The sequence below is a fragment of the Bacteroidia bacterium genome, from assembly GCA_040880525.1.
Classification (GTDB): domain Bacteria; phylum Bacteroidota; class Bacteroidia; order CAILMK01; family JBBDIG01; genus JBBDIG01.
Map to the genome: position 1 here is coordinate 65,991 of JBBDIG010000014.1, position 18,055 is coordinate 84,045.

Sequence of the window (18,055 nt, forward strand, 5' to 3'; positions counted from 1 at the left end):
AACTATTTATAAAAAAAACCTTAGTGAACCTTAGTGCCCTTTGTGTCTTAGTGGCAAAACAAAAAAAAACCCGCCATCCGGCAGGTTCTTCTATTACATATACATTCAATCCTTAATCGTCATCGCGTCTTCGGTGCGATCCGGAATCATTGCGCGGTCCGCGATCATCACGCCCACTGCGGTTATGATCTCTGCCACGGTCATCCCTGCGTCCGCCACGGTCGCCTCCCCGGTCTCCGCGATCTCTGTCACTTCTTGGCGGGCGGTCTACCCATCCTTCCGGTTTCGGAGTCAATGCCTTTTTGGAGAGCTTCACTTTGCCGCTACGCTCGTCAATGCCTATCAGCTTTACCTCAAGCTTTTCGCCTTCTTCCATTACGCCTTCCATCGTTTCTGTCTTTTCCCAGGCTATTTCGCTGATGTGCAGCAAACCTTCCTTTCCTGGCAGATATTCTATAAAAGCTCCGAATGGCATGATGGATTTCACGGTGCCGGAGTAGGTTTCGCCTACTTCAGGAACGGTAACAATTCCTCTGATCCACTTCTTGGCTTTTTCAATGGATTCCTTATCTGGCGATGAAATTTCCACGTATCCCTTTTCATCCTTTTCTTCAATCGTAATGTGGGCTCCGGAATCTTCCTGAATTTTCTGGATGATCTTTCCGCCCGGGCCGATCACTGCTCCGATATAGTCTTTGTCAATAATGAGCGTTTCGATCCGCGGAACGTGCGGTTTGTACTCCTCTCTCGGCTGGCTGATCACCTCATTCATTTTATCGAGAATGTGAAGGCGGCCTTCGCGTGCCTGCATCAGGGCTTTTTCAAGTACCTCATAAGAAAGGCCTTCAACCTTAATATCCATCTGGCATGCTGTGATGCCATCTTCAGTTCCAGTGATCTTAAAGTCCATATCGCCAATGTGGTCTTCATCACCCAAAATATCGGAGAGCACGGCATAATCGCCTTTTTCTCCCGAGATGAGTCCCATCGCAATACCTGAAACCGGCTTCCTGATCTTTATACCGGCATCGAGGAGCGCAAGTGAAGCGGCACAAACGGTAGCCATTGAGGAAGAACCGTTTGATTCTAAAATATCCGAAACTATACGTACCACGTAAGGATTGCTTTCGCTGTCTGGCATTACCATTTTAATGGCGCGCATGGCCAGGTTCCCGTGGCCGATTTCCCTGCGGCCCGGTCCGCGGTTGGGGCGGGCCTCACCGGTAGAGAATGCCGGAAAATTGTAATGCAGCAGGAAACGATTGTAGCCTTTGAACATTACATCGTCAATTAATTGCGAATCCATCTTACTTCCCAAGGTAATGGAAGTGAGCGATTGAGTCTCGCCCCGTGTGAAAACGGCTGATCCGTGAGCTGATGGCAGAAAGTCCACTTCGCACCAGATGGATCTGACTTCATTCAGCTTCCGGCCATCGAGGCGCTTGCCTTCCTTCAGTACCATGTTTCGTATTACCTGTTTCTTGATCTTGGAAAAATAACGCTTGATCATCTCTTCGTCCAATTCATGATCTTCAGGTAATGATTCCAGATATTCGGTTCTTATCGCCTTGAAATTGTCTGCACGATTGGTTTTGTCATTAAAGTTTCTCGCAATTTCCAGAATGCGGTCTGACCATAATTCTTCCAGTTTTTGATAAAGCTCCAGGTCCTGGGGGTCGCCAATATGTTCGCGCTTTTCGGTGCGGCCCATTTCCTGAGCCAGATCTTCCTGCGCCTGGCACTGCAGCTTGATGGCTTCATGCGCAAACTTTAATGCTTCCAGCATCTCGGCCTCACCCACTTCTGCCATTTCGCCTTCCACCATATTGATGTCATTCTTGCTTCCGGAAACGATCAGTTCCAGCGTACCTTCTTTTACTTCCTCGGCTGAAGGATTGATTTTCAGCTTACCATCAATCTTTGCCACGCGTACTTCGGAAATAGGTCCCTGAAATGGAATATCAGAAATGCTGAGTGCAGCAGAAGCACCGAGGCCCACCAGGCAGTCAGGTATTACTTCCGTATCAGCAGAGATCAGCGTAACCATTACTTGCGTTTCACAATGGTAGTCATCCGGGAATAGGGGCCTTATCGCCCGGTCCACGATGCGGCTGGTAAGGATCTCATATTCTGAGAGGCGCCCTTCCCGTTTCAGGAAGCCACCGGGAAAGCGGCCTGCCGCAGCATATTTCTCCTGATAGTCTACCGTAAGCGGAAGAAAGTCAATTCCTTCCTTAGGTTCTTTGGAGGAAACTACGGTGGCAAGCAGCATTGCATTTCCCATGCGCACCACTACGGCTCCGTCTGCCTGCTTTGCCAGCACTCCCGATTCAATCGAGATCTCGCGGCCATCGCCCAGGCTGATCGTTTTTTTATACAGTTGAGGTTTACTCATTACATTAAAAATTAGAATTGAAAAAGTAGAAAATAAAAAAGGCGATTGTTGAGAATCGCCTTTTGAAAAGGTGGAAAGTTATCTTCTTAGCCCCAGCTTTGAGATGATCTCGCGGTAGCGGAAGATGTCTTCCTGCATCAGGTAGTTTAGCAATCTTCTGCGTTTACCTACCAGCATCTGAAGGCTGCGCTGCGTGCCGAAATCTTTACGATGCGTTTTGAGGTGGCCGGTAAGGTCGCTGATGCGTTGCGTAAAGAGCGCGATCTGGCTTTCGGGAGAGCCGGTATCTTCTTTTGCCTTGCCGTACTGGCTGAAAATCTCTGTTTTTTTCTCGGATGATAACATTTATGTGCTTGTTCTTTAATTTCTTGCGGTCAATTTGAGCTTGCAAATGTAGCAATATTTTAAGAAAATTGTATGTCCACGCCTATTAGGAAGCTGACCTTTTACAGCCTGCTTTGTGAAGTGATTATTTGGTTTTAACATTATCCTGTTTTACCATCTCTTTCCATTAATCAAATAATTCCTGATATACTCCCGGACGCCTTCAGCCACAGGTATGAAAGGTTTTTTATAGCCAATGCTTCTTAGCTTTTCCATTTTAGCTTCAGTAAAATACTGGTAGCGCTCCCGGATATCCTCAGGAATATCAATGAATTCAATTTCAGGTTTTTTATCCATCGCAGCGAATACTGCATGAGCCAGTGCCAGGAAGGATTCTGCTTTGCCGGTCCCCAGGTTGCAGATGCCTGAGTTTTCCGGTTTGCGGTGGTGCATCAGCCAGTAACAGACGTCCACCACATCTTTTACATAGATAAAGTCACGCAGTTGCATGCCATCCTTGAAGTCTGCACGGTGGGAGCGGAACAGCCTGATTTTGCCTTGCTCACGTACCTGATTATATGCGTGAAATACCACGGAGGCCATTCGTTCTTTGTGATATTCATTCGGACCGTATACATTAAAAAATTTCAGGCCCGTCCAGTAGTAGGGCTGCTTTTCCTGCGTCAATGCCCATTTGTCAAATTCATTTTTGGAAACTCCGTATGGATTCATGGGCACCAGTTCCGGGATTAAGGCATGGTCATCAGCGTAGCCTTTTTCACCGGCACCATAGGTTGCAGCCGAAGATGCGTAAACCAGTGGAAGCCCGTATTCTACACAAAAATTCCAGATGCTTTTGGAATAATCCACATTCAGCCGCTGGAAGAGGTCTTCATCAAATTCGGTGGTATCCGTGCGGGCACCCATGTGGAAGATGAACTGCAGGCGCTTTTCGTTTTCGGTGGCCCAGTCCAGGAATCTATCGCGCTCCACGAATTTGGAAATCTGCTTTCCTTCCAGATTGTGGCGGCTGTGGCTGGCAAAATCGTCTACTGCAACAATATCGAAGTAGCGGTTCTCATTCAGTTTGGCAATCAGGGCACTTCCAATAAATCCTGCTGCTCCTGTAACGATGATCAAGGATCTTGAATTTTTTGGGTTTAGAATCTGAGAATAGAAAAGCGGCTGATACCGAAATGTGTACAAAGGTATTTAAATGGCTCGCAGATATCCGGGGCTGACTGTCATTTCTGCGAAGGCAGGAATCTCCTGCGCTCGGGTCTTTGCACCAGCGCCCATCCTCCCAAACAATTCCTCAACCTTACCTTTGCGGATGAAATAAAATAATCAGAAAAATGTCAGATAAATTTGATGTTACTATAATAGGATCCGGGCCGGGTGGATATGTGGCCGCCATACGTTGTGCGCAACTGGGTTTTAAAACCGCAATTATTGAACGCTATAATTCACTGGGAGGTACGTGCCTGAATGTGGGCTGTATTCCTTCCAAAGCGCTGCTGGATTCTACAGAACATTTTGCGCAGGCAAAGCACCAGTTTAAGGAGCATGGGATTGAAATCGAAGGATTGTCGCTGGATTTTAAGCAAATGATAAAGCGAAAAGGGGAGGTGGTGAAGCAAACTACCGGAGGCATTGATTTCCTGATGAAGAAAAATAAGATCACAGTATTTACAGGCCATGCCTCTTTTAAGGATAAAAATACGATCGCGATTAGAAAAGACGGCAACAAAACGGAAGAGATCAAAACGGAGAAAGTGATCATTGCCACGGGCTCCAAGCCCGCAAGTTTGCCCAACATTGAAATTGACAAAAAAAGGATCATTACCAGCACTGAAGCACTGGAACTGGCCGAAGTGCCGAAAAAGCTGCTGGTCATCGGTGGTGGATATATCGGTTGCGAGATGGCCGCAGTTTACAACCGCATCGGATCAGAAGTCACCATCGTAGAGTTTATGGACAAGATCATCCCGAACATGGACAGCGACCTGAGCAAGGAATTGACACGCGTTTTCAGAAAATCTAAAATAGATATAAAGACCAACCATAATGTTACAGGCGTCAGCGTGGAGGGCAACAAAGTGACGCTAACGGCAACTGACAAGAAAGATAAGGAAGTGGTGTTTGAAGGCGATTATTGCCTGGTGGCGGTTGGCCGCAAACCATATACTGCGGATCTGGGGTTGGATAAAGCCGGACTTAAGACGAATGAAAAAGGTTTCATACCAGTGAATGGCCACCTTGAAACAGAAGTTGAAGGCATCTTCGCCATAGGTGATGTAATTGGCGGATTGATGCTGGCGCATAAAGCAGAGGATGAGGGCAGCTATGTAGCTGAGTATATGGCCGGAGAAAAGCCACATATTGATTACAACCTCATACCGGGCGTAGTGTATACCTGGCCGGAAGTAGCTTCAGTCGGAAAATCAGAGGATCAACTGAAGGAAGAAGGGCGCGAGATCAAAACCGGCAAGTTTCCTTTCAAGGCAAGTGGCCGGGCGCGGGCAAGCATGGACACTGACGGCTTCATAAAGATTATTGCTGATGCCAAAACCGATGAAGTGCTGGGTGTACACTTGATAGGCCCGCGCATGGCCGACCTGATTATGGAGGCAGTTGTGGCCATGGAATTCCGTGCTTCCGCTGAGGACATTGTAAGGATGAGCCACCCGCACCCAACCTATAGTGAAGCCATGCGGGAAGCAGCGATGGGCGCTACCGGAGACAGGGCCATTCATATATGATCCTTGTTCTCTCATTCATTTTACCTTGCGCTTCAATTCAAAAATCTGCATCATGAAATACTTAGTAGCTCTTTTTACCCTGGCCTTCTCCTATAGTATCGTTATGGCACAGACGAACGGGGAATGGGTAATGCACGAAACGGTGATGCCTAACACGCAACCTGAAGTAAAAATCCGGTTCGACAAGCAGTTGAATGCCGGGTTAATCACTTTAGAAGAACTGCAAGCTTCAGAGTACCTCACGGTGGTGGTGGATACCGCAAACCCTGACCAGCAACTGGAAGTAAAAGGTTTTGTTATGATCACCGAGAGCGTTGATGGAAATTCCGCTTTTTTCAAAATGAACTCAGCAAATTTGGGAGATACCTTTAAAAGCATGCTCACTGAATTGACTTCCGGCTCAAAAATCATAATTACCGAAGTTATTTATCAGAATGAAGAAGGCGAAGAAGTGACCATTGCCGAAGGCTCAGGAACATCTATTCTTGTGATTAATTAAGGAGGAAATTTTTCACCGCACCTTCCCCTCACTTTTCAACCGGCCAACGTGTGATGTTGATGGCAATCTCATGCTTCCCCATTTCGGAAAAGCTCCAGGAGATATCCACCTGGGCCAAAATGTTCATACAGAGAAACGCCTTCCCGGAAGCTGCCAGAGCGGAGCCATTTTGCAATTACTTTCAATGCCATTGGGCGAAAGTAGAATTTTGAATAAAAGACTTGAAGGACGATGACAAATAGCCAAATAAAGACTTATCAATTATTTTTTAGCTTCTCAAGTATTTGTATAACCTTATCTTGATTTCTATTAATACGTGCAAATGTTGCTAATTGATGCGATTGTGAGAGTAGCATTTTTTTATATAAGTTATCTTGGATTTTATAAACACTGTCTATTTTTATATATAATTCTAATAGCTCTCGGTCAATATCGCATCTATGCAAATCGACCAGTACTTTCCTAGCAACTGTTTCAGACAAAATTATATTGGGGGAATCCACAAACAAATGTCGGTCCGCCATTTTTAAACTATCCACTAAACCTGTTTTAGCTTTGACCCTCATTTCTAAGTCGGTAATTTCATTTTCATAAAATTCTCGCTGGGATTTAAGTTTTGTTATTGCACGATCTATTTGATTCTCTTTCAGAATTTCATTTTCTGTTTTAACTAGTTCAATTGTACTGTCCTTAGTTTTGATTTGTTCCTGATGAATGATGTAGGCATAGGAAAGTATTATCGGAATGCCAACAATCATTATTATGTCACGTATGAGGGTTACAATCTCTTTAAATTTCTTCATAATCATCTCTCCTTCAGCAACCACACATAGTGGCCACCAATAAATTTATAAGTAAATCCATTCTCCTTCAGCAGATCATAAACCTGTGCCGGACTATAGTCCTCTGAAGGATAAAGCTCCTGAAGCCTGTCAAAGAGCAAAACCGTTCTCAGCCGCAAATCAGCCGCGTCCACTTCATTTACCGGTTCATTACATCTCCAATATCTTCGCTATCATGCCAGGCAATTCTTCGTGTACATCATCCATAACAGGCCATAATATTCACCCGGAGCGAATCCGGGCTTATTTCACGGACGCCCCTGGCGCTGTGGCCATGGTTCCGTGCTCTTCAGTAAATCAAATCACGTGTACGGCTCAAAACTACACAAAAAAAAGCCCCGGCAAATCTCTTTACCAGGGCTACTTCCTGTATACATGAAAGATACAGAAGACTATTCTCTATTCGCTTTCGCCAGCAAATTTTGGGAGCTCAGTTTAAAAGCATACTCACGGAATTGACTTCCGGCTCAAAAATCATTATTACCGAAGTTATTCATGAGAATGAAGAAGGCGAGGAAGTGACCATTGCCGAGGGCTCAGGATCATCTATTCTTGTGATAAATTAAAGCGGAAAACTCTCACCGCACCTTCCCCGCCACCCATTCATTGTAGTCTATGAGTTCTTCTTCCACACCTGATTCGGTGGGAAATCGCTGGCCAAAGCTTTTCACGGATTCCTGCACTTTGGGATCGTGCTTAGGATCCACGGATTCGTTCATTGAATTCAGGACGTTTAAGAAAATGCTTTCCCGTGCAAATTCTTTGGTCTGCAGAAATTCTTCGTAATCTTTTCCAACTTGCTTCAGGCGTCTGCGGAGGACATCATAGTCTCCCAGTTCATAGCGAATAATGAGTTCGGCCAGTGCGATCTTCATCTTTACTGACGCGTCCACGGTCTCATATTCTGTCAGTAGATAGAGCCGGTTGATGTGTTGAAAAGCGTTGTAATAGTCCTGACGGATAAAGAGCAGGAGCGCCAGGTTAGTATAAATAAATACTTTATAGAAAGAGAAATTCCTGATCTTTTCGTCCGTCTTCAATTTCTCAAGGATTGCAATTGCCTTCTCAATATTCTTACGCGAATAATTGATCACCAGGGAATTGTAGTAGAAGAAGTAATACTTATCGAATAACAACTGGTTGTATTCCTCCATGCCCTCTTTGAGCTTTTCTGCATATTGCAGCGATTCTTCCGTGCGGCCGGTTTTATACAGTGCATTCACGATGTAGGTGAGCATCTGCAATTTATGATCATGGGTGGTTTTGGTGAAAATGCCATCGCGGTAAACTCATCGTGGGTGCGGAGCAGATAGTCGGTCAGCGCCTGGAAATCCTGCCGTTGCAGCAGTATCTGGCTTACGGAGCGGTATAGCTTTATCCGGAGCTTAGTGCTTTTTTGCAGATCCAGCGAGCCTTTATGTTTTTCAATCAGGCTCTCCAGCATTGAGATGATGGATTCATTTTTACCTGAAAGCGTTTGAGAGATCTTGAGGCGGTAGCTGATAATGGCCAGGAGGTCATCTATCTCGCGCAGTTGTCGCAACTGTCCCCGGTTAGCGCTTCGTTTGGCAATAAAAGTCTCGGGGTTGATGGAGAGGATTTCGTGAGACAGCCGGATGAATTCTCCATAGATGATGTCAAGGAGTTCATAGTTTTCAAGCTTCTGCGCATATTTTTCCGCCTTCTTTAAAAAATGCAGGGAAAGTTCAAACTGGTTCTGATTATAATAATACCGGCAAAGTGCGAGCAGGTTATGCAAATAAACTTCTTCGTCCTTGCTAAAGCTTTGAAGCAGAATGCTCTTGTTAAGGTCTGTTACGAGCCGATTTTTAAGCCTGTAAAATGGATTCTTATCACTGCCTTTGTATAATAATCTGAAAGCTTCATCATCACTAAAGTCTTCACCGCTCCTTCGCACCATGTCAAAAAGCTGCAGATCTTTGCGGTCCTGTTGTACATGAATGCGGGCCGTATAAAGCTTGAAATGCCGGACATCTTCCTTATTCATGGAACTCACTAACCTTTCTAAAATATCCATTGGGATGGTGTTTTTGAAGGGGTAAGATAATAATTTTTATGATATGCAATAGTCGGTTGTTTTAAATAGGTTTGTGGAGAAAATATTAAAGCAGCTATCGTTATGAAAAAATCCCTTCTTCTTCCCATTCTTTTTCTGCTGGCCACTCACTGGGTCTCGGCTCAAAGCTCTCTTGGAGTAATTGACATACTGGAATTTCCCGCCACCGTCAGATCCGGAGACTCTATAAATTTTATTGCCGTAGTACAAAATACAGGGAATGTTACAATTCCCAACGGAACGTTAATCTCCATCTCCATGGCGATAAATGGCGACTTGGATTCGATGGAGTTGGTTGGAATGGATACGCTCACAGAAGATCTGGATGCAAGTGATACAGTTGAAATACGGACAGATCAGACCATCCGGATCACGGCTCCGCAATACCATATAGGAGGGGTGAATATCATTGTCGTATGGCCGTCTGCGAATAGCATTCTTACCACGGATTCAGTAACCCGGCAATTTTATGTAGACTATGCCGTAGGGATTGAGGAGAACCGGGGAAATGAGGCTTTTGAACTTTTCCCGGTGCCTGTTCAGGATAAGCTTTATCTGAATCTTGAATCAGGTGTTGAACTTGAAGAGGTAAGAATAACTGATATGGCGGGCCGGTTACTATTCAGAACAGAATTGAAAGAGGTTGATGTCCGGACCCTGGCTCCCGGTACTTATATTATAAAGGCTAAACTCAGGGACGGGCAAATCATTACAAGGAAATTCGTAAAAGCAGGTTAGCGCGGTTTACCGTCCCAGGTAGTGTACTTCAGCTTTTTTCCCGATCAGGCGGATTGCTTCCGGGTTTCCAACGATCCTGCCGTTTTTACCAATGATCAGCTTTGATTTTTTCATCAGCCAGATCTTACCGTTCTCGCCCATATCCAATTCCGAATCATCTTCAATAATCAGCGTTGCCTTCTTTTCCAACGTTATAGAGCCGCTTTCAGTGAATACAAGCCTCGTTTGGGGAGGCACCTGGTTTTCCCTGATTGCTGTGCCGGATTCATTTAGCAGCAGCATTTGATCTTCTTTCACCACCAGACTGTCATGCAATCGAATATCTCCTGTCCACCGGGCCGGACGGTCCAGGTCAAAATCGCCATAGCCCATCCGGAGGCGGACCTGTTGGCTATCCATTTCCAGTACCTCAATGTGAATTCCGCTAATATGAACCACCGGGCGGTCTTTTCGTGTACCATTGCTGGCGGTGGAAGGATTGGTGCTCAAGCTGAATATATTTCTTCCCTGCTCTGAAGTGAATCCATCCATTTTATCACCAATAAAATAAGGCATCGTATCAATCCCGCTGTTAATGTAGAGCAGCACTTTGAGAATGTCTTTCTGGCCGACCTTGTCGTCCCCGTCTTTATCCAGCTTCATGGCATCCCTGTCTCCAAATCCGAGGAACGGATTGGGTGCCAACCTTAGCAGCGGAAGGTGTTTGGTACCATCCGGTACCGGATGGCGGATGGTATCAGCCAGTGCATAGTCAAAGTTACCGTCAGCCTCTTCAAGATCCAGATGGTGCGGGCCGTTTTCCCTGGTTTGATGAAATATGTAAAGTCCGGTCGCACCCTGATCCACATTGTTGAATGCAGCCTTATTCGCATGGAATTCGAGCAGAAAATATTCGTCAGGCACATGCGGCAGGGCAATGCGCGCCATATTGCCCGTGGTAATAAAATCCCGCAGAACCAGCTCTTGTGCCTCTTGGCCGGGAACCATGTCCACATTGTATTCTCCCCATCCCATATAAAAACGGTCCCAGGCATTTGCCGCATCGCTTGCTGATCCTGAAAGAGCTGCCAGCCCCCAGGAACTGTGCAGCACGTAATCATTCCCATACCGGTCGTTTACGGAGGCGTAATGATGCCGCGTCAGGAAGTGCGCCAGTTCATGGCGATAGAGGTAGCGCAGCCCGTTGATGCTGGAATTGTTAACGTTGAGATACAATCCGGAACCGAGGGATCCTGTATTGATGGACAATGAATCATTTAAATGGATCCTGTTGCCATAGAGCATGGCCACGCCTCCGGAATGGCCGATCCACGTACATTCCGGACAAAGACGGGTAGGCGGCAGGCGGTAAAGGATCGCGATGTTATCAATTTCGCCATCCGGTTTTTTTCGGTAGTGGCCGGTGCGCTTGTCCTTTCCCCACCGGTCGAAATCGTTCCAGTCCACAAGGCCACTGTCAATTACCTTGCGAAGGGCCTCAGCATTTGTAGCACCGTATTGTCCGTGTTTGTGATAATAGGAGGGTGGGCTGTCAAGTTGAACCACAAAAGGATAAAATTCTCCCCAGTAGTAAAATCTCCCCTGTGAAGCTTCCTGAAAATAATGGGTCAGGCTTTTTTCGGGAAATGAATCTTTGCTGGTAGCGAGCAAGAGATCCAGTTCAGGTATCCGGGTCAGCGAATCGGCCGGCCACATTCCCCTTATTTCCTGTTCTCCGGGAAATTGTACCAGGATCACAAGTGCCTTTAGTGTATCAAAAGCGGGAAGCGAAAATCCCTTGCTGGAATCAATGGGCGGGAGTGCAGGCTGATAGGGATAGGTTTTTAAATATTGTTGAGCTGCCGCAGGGGAAAAAATTCCTGTAAACATTAACCCCAGAAATACATATCGTATCAGGACAATGAATTTCATTAATATCTTTGTAAAAAAATTAAAACGATGATGAAAAATCTTTTGATACTCCCGCTGGCAATAATGCTCCTGGGCAGTTGCAGCGAACAGCCTACCGAAAATAAAGCCAATCGTTCGGAGAGTTTCTCCGCTGTCCAAACCGGATACGCTGATCAGGATGGTGAATATTATGGTGAAAAATTCGATATTTCAAAAGCACAAAGTGTTGATCAAATGGTAAAACGGGTTCTCAAAAAAGGCTCCTATCAAACCACCGTGAAAGGCACAGTAAAGGAAGTGTGTCAGAAAAAAGGATGCTGGATGAAACTGGTGCAGCAAAAGGATGAAGACGTAATGGTAACCTTTAAGGATTACGGATTCTTCGTTCCTAAGGACATTTCCGGAGAAACCATTTATATGCATGGCACGGCTTCTTTGGATACCGTTGATGTGGCCACGCTGCAGCACTATGCAGAAGATGCCGGCAAATCACAAGAGGAGATTGACCAGATTACCGAACCGGATGTGCAGATGGCATTCAAGGCGGATGGCGTTTATCTGGAGCGGGCAAAGGAACAGTAGGTAACAGTGCCTCTTTAATTTTTAACAAACCACTGCGGAGCCAAGATCTGTTCTTGTTTCCACAGTGGTTTTTTTTGTAAAATTCAATTTTAAAACTGGTTTAAAATTGAACAGGGCCTGAATTAAATTGGGTGATTAACTTTGGTTACTCAAAAAATAACTTGCTCATGGAATCCCGCGATACTTTATTGATAGAATTAAGCTTCCTTCTGCTCAGCCTCTTCTGCGCAGGTTTGGTTTATGCGGGATTGCGGAAGGTGCTGCCACACACATCATTTCCACCCCGCAGGCAGAAGCGGATCCTTTTCTCCTATGTAGCCATTCTTCTTCTCTGGATCTCTATCCTGGCGGTATTATCTCTTAGCGGATGGCTCGGCAATTTCGATAGCATCCCTCCACGAATGTTTATCGTTTTGGCTGTTCCGCTTTGCACTATTCTTTTTATCACATTTTCCACGGGAATGAATGAGATCCTGCGGTGCACGCCAGGACATTGGCTTATCCTCATCCAGACTTTCAGGATCCCCGTGGAAGTATTGCTCTGGTGGATGTTTATCAGCAACCTGCTCCCACTGATGATGACCTTTGAAGGACGAAACCTGGATATACTGAGCGGTTTACTCGCGCTTCCGGCAGCTTATGTGATGGCCAGAAATTCAGGGCTTAAGAAAATGACCGGCATCGCCTATAACATTGTGGGGCTGCTGTTTCTGATAAATATTGTGGTAATAGCAGTTTTGTCTTTACCCACACCATTTCGTGTATTTACGGAAGGCCCTTCCAATGCGGTGATGGCTACGTTCCCCTATGTGTTGCTGCCAGGTATTTTGGTTCCGCTTGCCTATTCCATGCACTTTTTCTCGTTGCGGAAATTACTTGCCACAAAGCCGTCAGCACTGCCGGAAACGAATAGATCAGCACAAGTGCATCCGGTATAAAATCCGGGTTATATTTGCCCCCTTTGTCAAAAAAAATCTGTTGCCTGAAGCATGAGGATTATTATTGCAGGTGCGGGAGAAGTAGGATTTCATCTTGCACGGCTTTTGGCCATGGAGTCGCAGGATATTGTGCTGTTAGATATTGACCAGCACCGGCTGGACTACGCTGAGAGTCTTATTGACGTCATTACCATTCGGGGAGATGCCACCTCTTATTCCGTACTTCATGAAGCTAAGGTGGAAGGCGCTGACCTCCTGATCGCTGTTACAGAATCAGGCGATACCAACTTTACCACGAGCGTGATCGGTAAAAAACTGGGTGCAAAGAAAACCGTAGCCAGAATCCGCAACATGGAATATCTGGTGGATAAGGAAGTGCTGGATCTCCGCACCCTGGGTATTGATGAACTGATCTCTCCGGAATCGCTGGCCGCCCGCGAAATAAAAAGGTTGCTGCGTGAAGCCGCATTTACCGATTCTTTTGACTTTGCCAACGGAAAGTTATCGCTCATCGGAATTCATCTTGACAGCAATGCACCGGTGATTGGAAAGTCGCTCATTGAAACGGCACCTCTCAATCCTGACCTGAACTTTCTTACGGTGGCTATCCACCGGAATAAAGAAACCATTATCCCGCATGGCAGAACCGTTTTTGAAGCCGGTGATCATGTTTATTTTATTTCTGATACAGAAGGTATAGACCAGGTACTTCATTTTTCCGGAAAAATCAGAACCGCAATAAAAAATGTTATGATTTTGGGAGGCAGCCGGACAGGTGTTCATGCGGCCCGAAGGCTAAACAAGGATTATAATATTAAATTAATTGAGATTAATAAAGAAAAGAGTTTTGAAATAGCGGATAAACTTCCTGATGTACTGGTAATTAACGGGGACGGTACAAATGTAGAATTGCTGGAAGAGGAGGGAATTTCTGATGTGGACGCTTTTGTTGCCGTAACCGGAAATTCAGAAACTAATATTCTTTCTTGCCTGGTTGCGAAAAACAGGGGTGTGAAAAAAACCATTGCAATGGTTGAAAATATTGAATACATAAACCTCTCGCAAAGCATTGGTATTGATACGATGATCAACAAAAAACTGATTGCGGCCAATTTTATTTTCCGGTATATCCGCAGGGGAGAAGTGATCGCGCTTACCGGCATTCATGGCGTGGATGCCGAATTGCTGGAGTTTAAAGTAAAAGAGCATTCACGTATTACTAAAAAACCAATCAGGGAATTAAAATTTCCAAAGTCTGCTATCATTGGCGGAGTAGTGAGAGATGGGAAGGGCTACATTACCCTGGGAAACTTCCAGATAAAGCCGCACGACAGGGTGGTGGTATTTACGCTCTCTTCAAGCATTTATGATGTAGAAGAATTTTTCAGATAGCAAAAAGCAAGTCTTATTTATTTAAAAAATAATATGAGCGGCTCCGGTAAATATTCATTCATTTTAAAGGGATTTGGAAATTGTTCATGCGATTAAACTTTCCGGTCGTTCTCAGCATCATGGGATTGTTGCTTATCATCAACAGCCTGGCTATGCTCCTCAGCCTTTCCATTTCTATTGCGTATGGCGAGGAGGCCTGGAAGCCGATGGTATATGCGGCAGGAATTACACTGTTTGCAGGCGCAATTCTCCGGCTGGTATACAGGAAGTTTGACAATAAGGACATTCGCAAACGCGAAGGCTACCTTATCGTGACGATGGGCTGGCTCGTTCTTACGCTTAGCGGAACGTTACCTTATCTCTTCTCCGGCACTACCGAAACCTTTGCGGATGCCTTTTTTGAAACGATGAGCGGCTATACCACTACGGGAGCCACCATTCTCACAGATATCGAAATACAATCCAAAACAATCCTTTTCTGGCGAAGCCTCACGCACTGGATCGGAGGTATGGGAATTATTGTGCTTACCATCGCCATTCTGCCACTTTTGGGAATTGGCGGAATGCAGTTGTTTTCAGCAGAGGCTTCAGGCCCCACACCAGCTAAGCTCCATCCCCGCATTAAGGAAACAGCCAAGCGCCTCTGGATCATCTATGTGGCATTAACCGGATTGGAAACGGTTCTGCTGATGTTAGGTGAAATGACATTTTTCGATGCCGTAAATCACTCAATGTCCACAATGGCAACCGGGGGGTTTTCTACCAAAAATGCAAGCCTGGCTTTTTACTCCTCGCCTTATATACAATATGTGGTTCTTGTTTTCATGTTTCTGGGGGGCACAAGTTTTCCGCTGATCTATTTCGGCTTGCGGGGAAAATTGCTGAAAGTATTTCATAATGAGGAATTCAGGGCTTACCTGTTTGCCTGCATGGCCGGTATCGTGCTGACTACCACGGCCATACTTGTAGTTACTGATCTTCCGTTGGAAAGGGCCTTCAGGGATGCTGCATTCCAGATCGTCTCCATCATTACCACCACCGGATTCATTACGGCTGATTATACCGCCTGGGCACCCTTTGTCACCGTACTGTTTTTTGTGTTGTTCTTTACCGGTGCCTCCACCGGCTCCACTAGCGGAGGCATAAAGATGATGCGTCACGTTATTCTCATTAAAAACAGTGTGCTTGAATTTAAACGGCAAGTGCATCCCTCAGCCATCATTCCAGTACGTTTCAATGGAAAAGCCGTAACGCAGAATATCAGCTACCATATTTCGGCATTCATTCTTTTATACCTGCTCATTTTCTTTGCCGGCTCCCTGGTAATGGCCGCCATCGGGCTCGATTTTGAATCGGCCATTGGTTCTGTTGCGGCATCGCTGGGGAATATTGGTCCGGCTATCGGGAGCGTTGGCCCCGCAAGTAATTTCGCACACATTCCGGCCGAAGGAAAATGGTTCCTATCTTTCCTGATGCTCCTGGGGCGTCTGGAGATCTTCACCGTTCTCATCCTGCTAACGCCATACTTCTGGCGAAGACATTAAGGTTTCCTGGCGGATTGGATTTCCTGCTTCAGGAACTTAACTCATCCATTTCTGCTCTCAGAAGGGTTGCCGGTCAGGACGTGCTTTTTCATCACATATTCCAGAAAATGACAGACGCTGCGCACAAGGATGCTATAAACATTCTCAAAGCCTTGCGCACCGCCAAAATAGGGATCGGGTACATTGGTGCCGCCTTCAGGGTCAAATTCCCGCATCATAAAAACTTCGGCTGTAGCGCCCTCCGGTTGCAATTCACGCACATTTCGCATGTTGTCCTCGTCCATTACAATAATATAGTCGTATTCAAAAAAATCATCTTCGGTAACCACCCTCGCCAGGCTGTTGAATTCGAGTTTATAGGTTTTCCCGATCTCCAGCGTACGCGGGTCAGGCCGCTCGCCTTCATGCCAGTTGCCGGTTCCGGCTGACTGGCAAACGATCTCATCTTCCATTCCCAGTTTCTTTAATTCCGCATTCGTAACGGCCTCAGCTAATGGAGACCGGCAAATATTACCCAGGCAGACGTAAAGTATCTTTATCATTTTACTCGTCATTTTTTATTTCGGTTCAAAATTAAGAAGGGCATTCATTTCCCTGTTTAGATAAAATGTACAGGCGATAGGTTGCAGCATTTTTCGATTGAATAATCATTACGCAGTAACCATTTTCCAATGCTGTATAGCCATATAAAAATCCGGAACTATTGCAGCAGTTGTCCGCTCAGCCGCAGCAATTCCGTTTCAGTAGCCTTTAACAGGTACAATGCTTCGATGTAGCGGTTTTCAGCTTCCAGGAAATTCAGTTGCACGATCCGCAGTTCGATAGGAGAGATGTTGCCCAGTTCAAAGCTTTCCAGCGCTATTTCCTGGTTTTGCCGCGCCACTTCCACATTTTCACTTTCCAGGCGGGCAAGCTCCAGATTATTGCTGTAGCTGTTCCAGGTGGTGAAGACTTCTTCGCTCACCTGCAGTTCGAGTTGCTGCACCTGTAGTTCCCTGTTTTCGACTTCAATCCGCGCATTTTGTATTTGCCGGTTAAGGTTAAAACCATTGAAAAGGTTGATGCGTGCGGTAATCCCGTAGTTGAAGCCACTTGCCTGGTTGCTCAGGAGGAAACCTGCTTCGGATTGTGAACGGTTGTAGAGATACCCAGCGTTCAGATCAATTTCAGGCAACCTGCCTGACTTGAGGATATTCACGTTCAGGTTCGCTATTTCCCGGCCTTTTCGTTGCGCCAGGATCTGAGGGTTTTGCGCAGAAGCATTATCTATCAGTGCCTGTAGTTCCAGATTGTTGAGGTAGGGAATTTCCCGGCTCACCTCATACTCGGTGCTGATGCTTCGTCCTATCAGCCGGTTCAGCCGGAATTTCGTGGAACGGAGTTGCTCTAACTGGCGCAGCAGTTCGGTAGTGTCAGTATTATAATCCACTTGCGCCTGCAGCATTTCCAGGCGTGAGCCTGAACCAAGTTCAAGATTATCCTCGGCCAGCCTCATTCTTTCTTTGGAAAATTCCAGGGCATCCTCGTAGGCGGCTACCTGCCGGGTATAAGCTACTGCCTGGTAGTAAGTTTCCAGAACTTCCGAAATTGTATTTTCAATGACAAAGCGGGTTTCGAATTCACTCAGGTCCTCCAGCGCCTCCAGCATGTTGTGTGAAGAAAACATGCGCGTGCCGTCAAATAAAGTCCAGGTTCCAAAAATACCTGCGTTTACGTTGCTGGAGCGGGCATTTTCCCGGTTATTGGTTTCGCCATTAATAAATTCCTGCTGGGTATTCTGGACGCTCGCACCTGCTTCCGCATCTGCAACCACTTCTGGAAGAAATCCCGCATTTCCCAGCGACACATTGTTCTCAGCAATGGCTTCTGCGTTCTTTTGTATTCTGATATTGTAATTATTCTCAAGTGCAAGTTTCACTGCGTCAGTGGCTGAAAGGGTGTCCTGCGCCAGTGCTGGCAAAGAGATAAACGGGATCAGAAGAATTAAATAATTGAAATTCATTTTAAAATTTATTATAAACCGAATTCAACAAAAACATTTTTTATTGTAATAAAATTAAAAATAAATGATG

18 protein-coding genes are annotated in these 18,055 nt (G+C 45.7%); 7 read left to right on the plus strand and 11 right to left on the minus strand.

The features are described 5' to 3' along the window. Nucleotides 1-112 precede the first annotated feature (112 nt). From pnp to rfaD, 3 genes are all read right to left on the minus strand, one after another. A complete protein-coding gene (gene pnp / locus WD077_02650) occupies nucleotides 113-2,395 on the minus strand; it encodes a polyribonucleotide nucleotidyltransferase (GenBank protein MEX0966109.1) in 2,283 nt (760 codons plus the stop codon). Nucleotides 2,396-2,473: 78 nt separating this feature from the next. After that, entirely contained in the window at nucleotides 2,474-2,740 is a 267-nt protein-coding gene (gene rpsO, locus WD077_02655; protein ID MEX0966110.1) for a 30S ribosomal protein S15, read from the minus strand. A 150-nt stretch (nucleotides 2,741-2,890) separates the two neighbouring features. Further along, complete coding sequence (gene rfaD, locus WD077_02660; protein MEX0966111.1) at nucleotides 2,891-3,859, minus strand: ADP-glyceromanno-heptose 6-epimerase; 969 nt, start codon at nucleotides 3,857-3,859, stop codon at nucleotides 2,891-2,893. Nucleotides 3,860-4,074: 215 nt separating this feature from the next. On the opposite strand from rfaD, the gene lpdA reads away from it, so the two are divergent. Together lpdA and WD077_02670 are read left to right on the plus strand one after the other, a co-directional pair. Next, the gene (gene lpdA, locus WD077_02665; protein MEX0966112.1) at nucleotides 4,075-5,481 is read left to right on the plus strand and encodes a dihydrolipoyl dehydrogenase; all 1,407 of its coding nucleotides are present in this window, start codon (nucleotides 4,075-4,077) and stop codon (nucleotides 5,479-5,481) included. Between the two features lie 52 nt (nucleotides 5,482-5,533). Beyond that, nucleotides 5,534-5,980: a GldM family protein gene (locus tag WD077_02670; protein MEX0966113.1), complete on the plus strand. Its 447-nt coding sequence runs from the start codon at nucleotides 5,534-5,536 to the stop codon at nucleotides 5,978-5,980. A 68-nt stretch (nucleotides 5,981-6,048) separates the two neighbouring features. Here WD077_02670 and WD077_02675 read toward each other — a convergent pair whose 3' ends face one another. From WD077_02675 to WD077_02695, 5 genes are all read right to left on the minus strand, one after another. Beyond that, complete coding sequence (locus WD077_02675) at nucleotides 6,049-6,171, minus strand: hypothetical protein (protein ID MEX0966114.1); 123 nt, start codon at nucleotides 6,169-6,171, stop codon at nucleotides 6,049-6,051. 66 nt (nucleotides 6,172-6,237) lie between these two features. Continuing rightward, a complete protein-coding gene (locus tag WD077_02680) occupies nucleotides 6,238-6,783 on the minus strand; it encodes a hypothetical protein (protein MEX0966115.1) in 546 nt (181 codons plus the stop codon). 2 nt (nucleotides 6,784-6,785) lie between these two features. Next, nucleotides 6,786-6,956: a hypothetical protein gene (locus WD077_02685; protein MEX0966116.1), complete on the minus strand. Its 171-nt coding sequence runs from the start codon at nucleotides 6,954-6,956 to the stop codon at nucleotides 6,786-6,788. Between the two features lie 444 nt (nucleotides 6,957-7,400). Further along, complete coding sequence (locus WD077_02690; GenBank protein ID MEX0966117.1) at nucleotides 7,401-8,060, minus strand: hypothetical protein; 660 nt, start codon at nucleotides 8,058-8,060, stop codon at nucleotides 7,401-7,403. Further along, nucleotides 8,042-8,860: a hypothetical protein gene (locus WD077_02695; GenBank protein ID MEX0966118.1), complete on the minus strand. Its 819-nt coding sequence runs from the start codon at nucleotides 8,858-8,860 to the stop codon at nucleotides 8,042-8,044. The genes WD077_02690 and WD077_02695 overlap by 19 nt, the downstream gene beginning before the upstream one ends. A gap of 102 nt (nucleotides 8,861-8,962) precedes the next feature. Here WD077_02695 and WD077_02700 point away from each other — a divergent pair, with 102 nt between their 5' ends. Next, entirely contained in the window at nucleotides 8,963-9,637 is a 675-nt protein-coding gene (locus WD077_02700) for a T9SS type A sorting domain-containing protein (protein MEX0966119.1), read from the plus strand. 6 nt (nucleotides 9,638-9,643) lie between these two features. Here WD077_02700 and WD077_02705 read toward each other — a convergent pair whose 3' ends face one another. Next, complete coding sequence (locus WD077_02705) at nucleotides 9,644-11,548, minus strand: hypothetical protein (protein ID MEX0966120.1); 1,905 nt, start codon at nucleotides 11,546-11,548, stop codon at nucleotides 9,644-9,646. Nucleotides 11,549-11,575: 27 nt separating this feature from the next. On the opposite strand from WD077_02705, the gene WD077_02710 reads away from it, so the two are divergent. From WD077_02710 to WD077_02725, 4 genes are all read left to right on the plus strand, one after another. Then, nucleotides 11,576-12,109 (plus strand): DUF4920 domain-containing protein, encoded by a 534-nt coding sequence (locus WD077_02710; GenBank protein MEX0966121.1) that lies wholly within the window; start codon nucleotides 11,576-11,578, stop codon nucleotides 12,107-12,109. Between the two features lie 167 nt (nucleotides 12,110-12,276). Then, the gene (locus tag WD077_02715) at nucleotides 12,277-13,047 is read left to right on the plus strand and encodes a hypothetical protein (GenBank protein ID MEX0966122.1); all 771 of its coding nucleotides are present in this window, start codon (nucleotides 12,277-12,279) and stop codon (nucleotides 13,045-13,047) included. A 51-nt stretch (nucleotides 13,048-13,098) separates the two neighbouring features. Next, nucleotides 13,099-14,439: a Trk system potassium transporter TrkA gene (trkA, locus tag WD077_02720; protein MEX0966123.1), complete on the plus strand. Its 1,341-nt coding sequence runs from the start codon at nucleotides 13,099-13,101 to the stop codon at nucleotides 14,437-14,439. Between the two features lie 86 nt (nucleotides 14,440-14,525). Then, the gene (locus WD077_02725) at nucleotides 14,526-15,983 is read left to right on the plus strand and encodes a TrkH family potassium uptake protein (protein MEX0966124.1); all 1,458 of its coding nucleotides are present in this window, start codon (nucleotides 14,526-14,528) and stop codon (nucleotides 15,981-15,983) included. 41 nt (nucleotides 15,984-16,024) lie between these two features. Here the strand turns inward: WD077_02725 and WD077_02730 are convergent, their stop codons facing one another. Further along, on the minus strand, nucleotides 16,025-16,525 hold the full coding sequence (locus WD077_02730; protein ID MEX0966125.1) for a low molecular weight protein-tyrosine-phosphatase: 501 nt from the start codon (nucleotides 16,523-16,525) through the stop codon (nucleotides 16,025-16,027). A 158-nt stretch (nucleotides 16,526-16,683) separates the two neighbouring features. Further along, on the minus strand, nucleotides 16,684-17,985 hold the full coding sequence (locus WD077_02735) for a TolC family protein (GenBank protein MEX0966126.1): 1,302 nt from the start codon (nucleotides 17,983-17,985) through the stop codon (nucleotides 16,684-16,686). Between the last annotated feature and the right edge of the window lie 70 nt (nucleotides 17,986-18,055).

Bases quoted from the DNA above. Each gene is read 5' to 3' on its own strand.
- WD077_02705 (MEX0966120.1), bottom strand. From the start codon at position 11,548: ATGAAATTCATTGTCCTGATACGATATGTATTTCTGGGGTTAATGTTT.
- trkA (MEX0966123.1), top strand. From the start codon at position 13,099: ATGAGGATTATTATTGCAGGTGCGGGAGAAGTAGGATTTCATCTTGCA.
- WD077_02700 (MEX0966119.1), top strand. From the start codon at position 8,963: ATGAAAAAATCCCTTCTTCTTCCCATTCTTTTTCTGCTGGCCACTCAC.
- WD077_02730 (MEX0966125.1), bottom strand. From the start codon at position 16,525: ATGATAAAGATACTTTACGTCTGCCTGGGTAATATTTGCCGGTCTCCA.
- WD077_02695 (MEX0966118.1), bottom strand. From the start codon at position 8,860: ATGGATATTTTAGAAAGGTTAGTGAGTTCCATGAATAAGGAAGATGTC.
- pnp (MEX0966109.1), bottom strand. From the start codon at position 2,395: ATGAGTAAACCTCAACTGTATAAAAAAACGATCAGCCTGGGCGATGGC.
- rpsO (MEX0966110.1), bottom strand. From the start codon at position 2,740: ATGTTATCATCCGAGAAAAAAACAGAGATTTTCAGCCAGTACGGCAAG.
- WD077_02690 (MEX0966117.1), bottom strand. From the start codon at position 8,060: ATGCTCACCTACATCGTGAATGCACTGTATAAAACCGGCCGCACGGAA.
- WD077_02710 (MEX0966121.1), top strand. From the start codon at position 11,576: ATGATGAAAAATCTTTTGATACTCCCGCTGGCAATAATGCTCCTGGGC.
- WD077_02675 (MEX0966114.1), bottom strand. From the start codon at position 6,171: ATGGCATTGAAAGTAATTGCAAAATGGCTCCGCTCTGGCAGCTTCCGG.
- WD077_02670 (MEX0966113.1), top strand. From the start codon at position 5,534: ATGAAATACTTAGTAGCTCTTTTTACCCTGGCCTTCTCCTATAGTATC.
- WD077_02715 (MEX0966122.1), top strand. From the start codon at position 12,277: ATGGAATCCCGCGATACTTTATTGATAGAATTAAGCTTCCTTCTGCTC.
- WD077_02680 (MEX0966115.1), bottom strand. From the start codon at position 6,783: ATGAAGAAATTTAAAGAGATTGTAACCCTCATACGTGACATAATAATG.
- WD077_02735 (MEX0966126.1), bottom strand. From the start codon at position 17,985: ATGAATTTCAATTATTTAATTCTTCTGATCCCGTTTATCTCTTTGCCA.
- lpdA (MEX0966112.1), top strand. From the start codon at position 4,075: ATGTCAGATAAATTTGATGTTACTATAATAGGATCCGGGCCGGGTGGA.
- WD077_02725 (MEX0966124.1), top strand. From the start codon at position 14,526: ATGCGATTAAACTTTCCGGTCGTTCTCAGCATCATGGGATTGTTGCTT.